The 4,635-nt window shown below is 69.6% G+C and carries 3 protein-coding genes; all 3 read left to right on the forward strand.

What is annotated here, in order from left to right; translation table 11 throughout:
• Positions 1-953 (forward strand): capsular polysaccharide export protein, LipB/KpsS family (locus AB3X43_RS19475; protein WP_473965155.1); only part of this gene is annotated, 953 nt, incomplete at its 5' end.
• Between the two features lie 136 nt (positions 954-1,089).
• Positions 1,090-2,415, forward strand: coding sequence for a capsule biosynthesis protein (locus AB3X43_RS19480; protein ID WP_369431537.1), 1,326 nt, complete (start codon positions 1,090-1,092; stop codon positions 2,413-2,415).
• Between the two features lie 84 nt (positions 2,416-2,499).
• A partial coding sequence (locus AB3X43_RS19485; protein WP_369431538.1) for a helicase-related protein occupies positions 2,500-4,635 on the forward strand: 2,136 nt, incomplete at its 3' end.

Below are 4,635 nucleotides of genomic sequence, written 5' to 3' on the forward strand. Positions count from 1 at the left end.
ATCCAGGTACTGCGGTCGCGGTCTGGGGTCGCCGTCCGGCACCGCCACAGGCCACCGGCCCGGTGCTGCGCATCGAGGACGGATTCCTGCGCTCGGTCGGGCTGGGTGCGGACCTGACGCGCCCGGTGTCCTGGGTCATCGACGATCTGGGCATCTACTTCGACGCCACCCGTCCGAGCCGCCTCGAACACCTGCTGCGCCAGCACGACTTCGACGACGCCTTGCGCGAGCGGGCACGCGCACTGCGCACCGCCATCGTCAACGCCGGCCTGACCAAGTACAACGTCGGCAGTGGCGAATGGCAGCGTCCAGCCACGGCACGGCAGGTGGTGCTGGTGCCGGGCCAGGTCGAGAGTGACGCCTCGATCCAGTGGGGCGCCGCCGACATCCGCACCAACGCCGACCTGCTGCGCGCTGTCCGGATCGCCGAACCCAAGGCCTGGCTGGTCTACAAGCCGCATCCGGACGTCGTTGCCGGCCTGCGCCAGACCGGCCGCGCCTGGCAGGCCGAGTGCGAACGCCTGCGCGCGCACTGTGACGAGATCGTCACCGACGTCCCCATGCACAGCCTGCTGGCCCGCGTCGATGCCGTGCACACGCTGACCTCGCTGACCGGGTTCGAAGCGCTGCTGCGCGGCTGCCCGGTCACCACCTGGGGGATGCCGTTCTACGCCGGCTGGGGCCTGACCGAGGACCGCGCGCCCGCAGACCACCCTGCCCGCCAGCGCCGCAAGCGCACGCTGCAGCTCGACGAGCTGGTGGCCGCGACGCTCGTGCTCTATCCGACCTACATCAGCCGCCGCTCCGGCACCTACACCACGCCCGAGCAGGCGCTGGTGGAGTTGCGCGAGTGGCAGCGACTGGCCCCTCCAACCGCCCCGCTGGGTGCGCGCAGCTGGCGACAGCTGAAGCGGCAGGTGCTGCATGCCGTCGCCCAGATCCGCCAGCGCTGAAGCCGGCGTGAACGCCGATTTGCACCGCTGCACTCGCGCTATTCGCCCATTTCAGGAACGGCCCGGTACGGTGCAATCGACTCCAGGCCAGAAACCCTCCGACTGCCAACGTCCACGCTGAAGACCCCCTGCCACCATGCCGACTGCCGCCGAGAATGCCAGCCTGCCACCGTGGCCCACCGCATTCCGCGCCCTGGTCGACCGCCGCCACACGCTGATCCTGCAAGGCCCGATGGGCTGGTTCTTCAGCGATCTGGCCACGCTGCTGACCCAGCAGGGCCAGCACGTGACCAAGGTGCATTTCAATGGCGGGGACCAGCTCTTCTGGCGCCACGGCGGCGCACTGCGCTACACCGGCCGTCCCGAAGCCCTGGCCGACTGGCTGCGGGACCTGATGCAGCGCCAGCGCATCGACGCCATGGTGCTGTTCGGACAGATGCGTCCGATCCACTGCGTGGCCCGCGAGGTGGCGCAAGCCATGGGCATCAGCGTCTTCGTGTTCGAGGAGGGCTATCTGCGGCCGAACTATGTCACCGTCGAGCGGCGGGGTGTCAATGCGCTGTCCCGACTGCCACGCTCGGCGAGCTTCTACGCCGAACCGGCCCAGCCACGGCATACCTCGCCGCAGCCGACCACCCAGAACATCCGCCGCACCGCACTGATCGCCGCCGCCTATGGCATCGCCGCGATGGCGATGCGCCCGTGGTACCCGCACCAGCGCCACCACCGCTCGCTCAACCCCGTCGTCGAGCCGCTGCGCTGGGCGCGCAGCCTCCTGCGCCACCTGCGTTACCGGATCGCTGAACAGGGCCTGCACGAACGGCTATGCCATGCAGACCTGAGCAAGCGCTGGTTCCTGGTGCCGCTGCAGGTGCAATCCGACAGCCAGGTGACGCACCACTCGCTCTTTCCCAGCATCGAGGCCTTCATCAGCGACGTGATGACCTCGTTCGCCGCGCATGCCCCCGACGAGGTCGGCCTGGTCATCAAGCACCACCCGATGGACCGGGCCTACAGCGACTACCGGCACCACATCCGCAAGGAAGCGCAGCGGCTGAACCTCCGCCACCGCGTGGTCTACCTGCATGACCAGCACCTGCCGACGCTGCTGGACCACACCCGCGGTGTCATCACCATCAACAGCACGGTCGGCCTGCAGGCACTGCACCATGGTGCACCGGTGATCACGCTGGGCGAGTCGGTCTACAGCATGCCGGGGCTGGTCTACAGCGGCCCGCTCGCCACCTTCTGGCAGGATCCCGGCCAGGTCGACCAGACGCTCTACCTGCGCTTCCGGCACCACCTCATCGCGCACACCCAGCTCAACGCGAGCTTCTATGCCGAGTCGCCTGCGCTGAAGACCCGACCCACTGACCCCCACCACCCCTTCCGCCAGACGAAGCGGTCCGAGCTGTCCACGGAACGGGCCCCACGACGGATCCATGACGTGGCAGATGCCTGAACAGGCCGGACCGATCGGGTGGGCGCCGACGCTGTAGAGTTCGGCCTCTTCCGACGATTGAACCCAGGCCCTGCGCCGCCCCCGATGTCCGCCACAACAACAGCCCCCCGCCCCCTGCCCCAGCCGCGCCACGCCAGCCGCATCCCGTCCCACCTCACCCCGGAACAGGTCGACCGCATCCGTCTGGCGGCGTATCTGCTGCCGCAGGTCGTGCAGCCGATCGACTACCAGATGGAGCAGAGTGCCGAGGCCGATGCCCATCTCGACGGGCTCGGATTGATCCTGTTGCAGAAGGCGGTTCCCGGACAACGGCCCAGCCGCTGGATCGACCCGGCGCTGATGACCGAGGCGCTGCAGCACCTGAACGTGGTCGGCTCGGGCCAGAGCGTGCGCGCGCTGATGCTGGAGCGCGCGACGACGCTCGACGCGCAAGGTGTGGCCCGGCGCGGCGACGAATGGCAGCGCGAGGCGCGCCAGGGCGTGCAGCTCCACGCCCAGGGCTGGCGCCTGACGGTGACGCACCACCAGCCCGTGCCGGCCCAGGCCGTGTGGGACTTCTTCCGCACCGGCGACAAGCCCGCGCTCATCAAGGCGCTCAGCACCCTGCCCGACTACCCGCACGCCGAGGCCCTCACCGCCCACCTGGAGCGGCTGGTCAACCGCAGCGCCGAGCTGAACCTGTGGCAGATCGGCTCGCTGCTGCCCGCGCTGCAGTCCGAGTGCGCCACCGCGCAGTCGCTCGACAGCCTGATGGCGGCCTGCACCCGCGCCCAGGACCGCTGGGAACACCGCGTCAACGAACAGGACACCATGGAGGGCCTGAGCAGCGAGCTGGCCTTCCAGGGCTATCCCGACAGCTTCCCCCAGGCCCGCCGCCTGCAGCGCAAGGTGACGCTGTTCGTCGGCCCGCCCAACAGCGGCAAGACCTGGCAGGCCTTCGAGCGCCTCGCCAAGGCCAAGGCGGGTGCCTATCTGGCGCCGCTGCGCCTGCTGGCACTGGAAGGGCGCGACCGGCTGGCCGCACGCGGTGTGCCGTGCTCGCTGCGCACCGGCGAGGAAAGCGTGCCGGCCGATGGCGCCCGCGTCGTTTCCAGCACCATCGAGATGGTCGACACCAACAAGCCCATCGAGGTGGCGGTGATCGACGAGGCGCAGATGATCTTCGACCACAGCCGCGGCTGGGCATGGACGCAGGCCATCGTGGCCGTGCCTGCGGAGGAACTGCTGATCATCTGCTCGGACTACGCGGTCGAGGCCCTGCGCAACCTGCTCGGCCTGTGCGGCGAGGAATGCACCGTGCAGCGCTTCGAGCGCAAGCAGCACGTCGAGCTGCTGCCCGCACCGGTGTCGCTGAGTTCGCTGAAGAAGGGCGATGCGGTCGTCGCCTTCAGCCGCCGCGACGTGCTGATGCTGCGCGACCAGGCGGCGGCCAATGGGCAGATCGTCTCGGTGATCTACGGCGCGCTGCCGCCGGAAGTGCGCCGCCGCGAGGCCGAGCGCTTCGCCACGGGCGCGTCGCATGTGCTGGTCGCCACCGACGCGATCGGCATGGGCCTGAACCTGCCGGTGCGCCGTGTGCTGTTCAGCACCATGACCAAGTTCGACGGCCAGGGCGACCGCCCGCTGACCGAGTCCGAAGTCCACCAGATCGCCGGCCGCGCCGGACGCTTCGGCATCCACGAGGAAGGCTTCTGCGGCGTGCTGAAGGAAGCCGAGCCGACGGCGCTGCGCACGCTCAAGGCGCTGCTGCCCAAGGTGCCCAAGGCGCCGCGCGACTTCAAGGCGCCGGTCGCGCCGAACTGGTGGCACATCGACACCATCGCCAGCCGCCTGGGCAAGAACCGCCTGCGCGACGTGCTGGGCGTGTTCGTCGAACAGCTGCAGCTCGACAACGCCCACTTCGCCGTGGCGGAACTCGACCAGATGCTGGACCTCGCCGCCCAGCTCGACCAGGTCGCCGGCAACCTGCCGCTGCGCCAGCGCTTCGTCTATGCGCAGGCGCCGGTGGACACGCGCACCGATGCGCAGGTCAAGCAGTTCCTCGAATGGGCGGGCCACCACGCCAAATCCGGCCAGGCCGGCGCCGCGTGGTTCCTGAACGATGTGGACGAGCACAGCCGCCTGGAGCGCATGGAGCAGACGCTGCGCACCTGCACGCTGTGGCTGTGGCTGGACCTGCGTTTCCCCGGCATCTACGGCCAGGTGGACGAGGTGGTGGAT

This window comes from Sphaerotilus sp. (assembly GCF_041083715.1).
Lineage (GTDB): Bacteria > Pseudomonadota > Gammaproteobacteria > Burkholderiales > Burkholderiaceae_C > Sphaerotilus.

Coding starts and splice junctions, on each gene's coding strand:
- AB3X43_RS19480 (WP_369431537.1), top strand. CDS start 1,090: ATGCCGACTGCCGCCGAGAATGCCAGCCTGCCACCGTGGCCCACCGCA.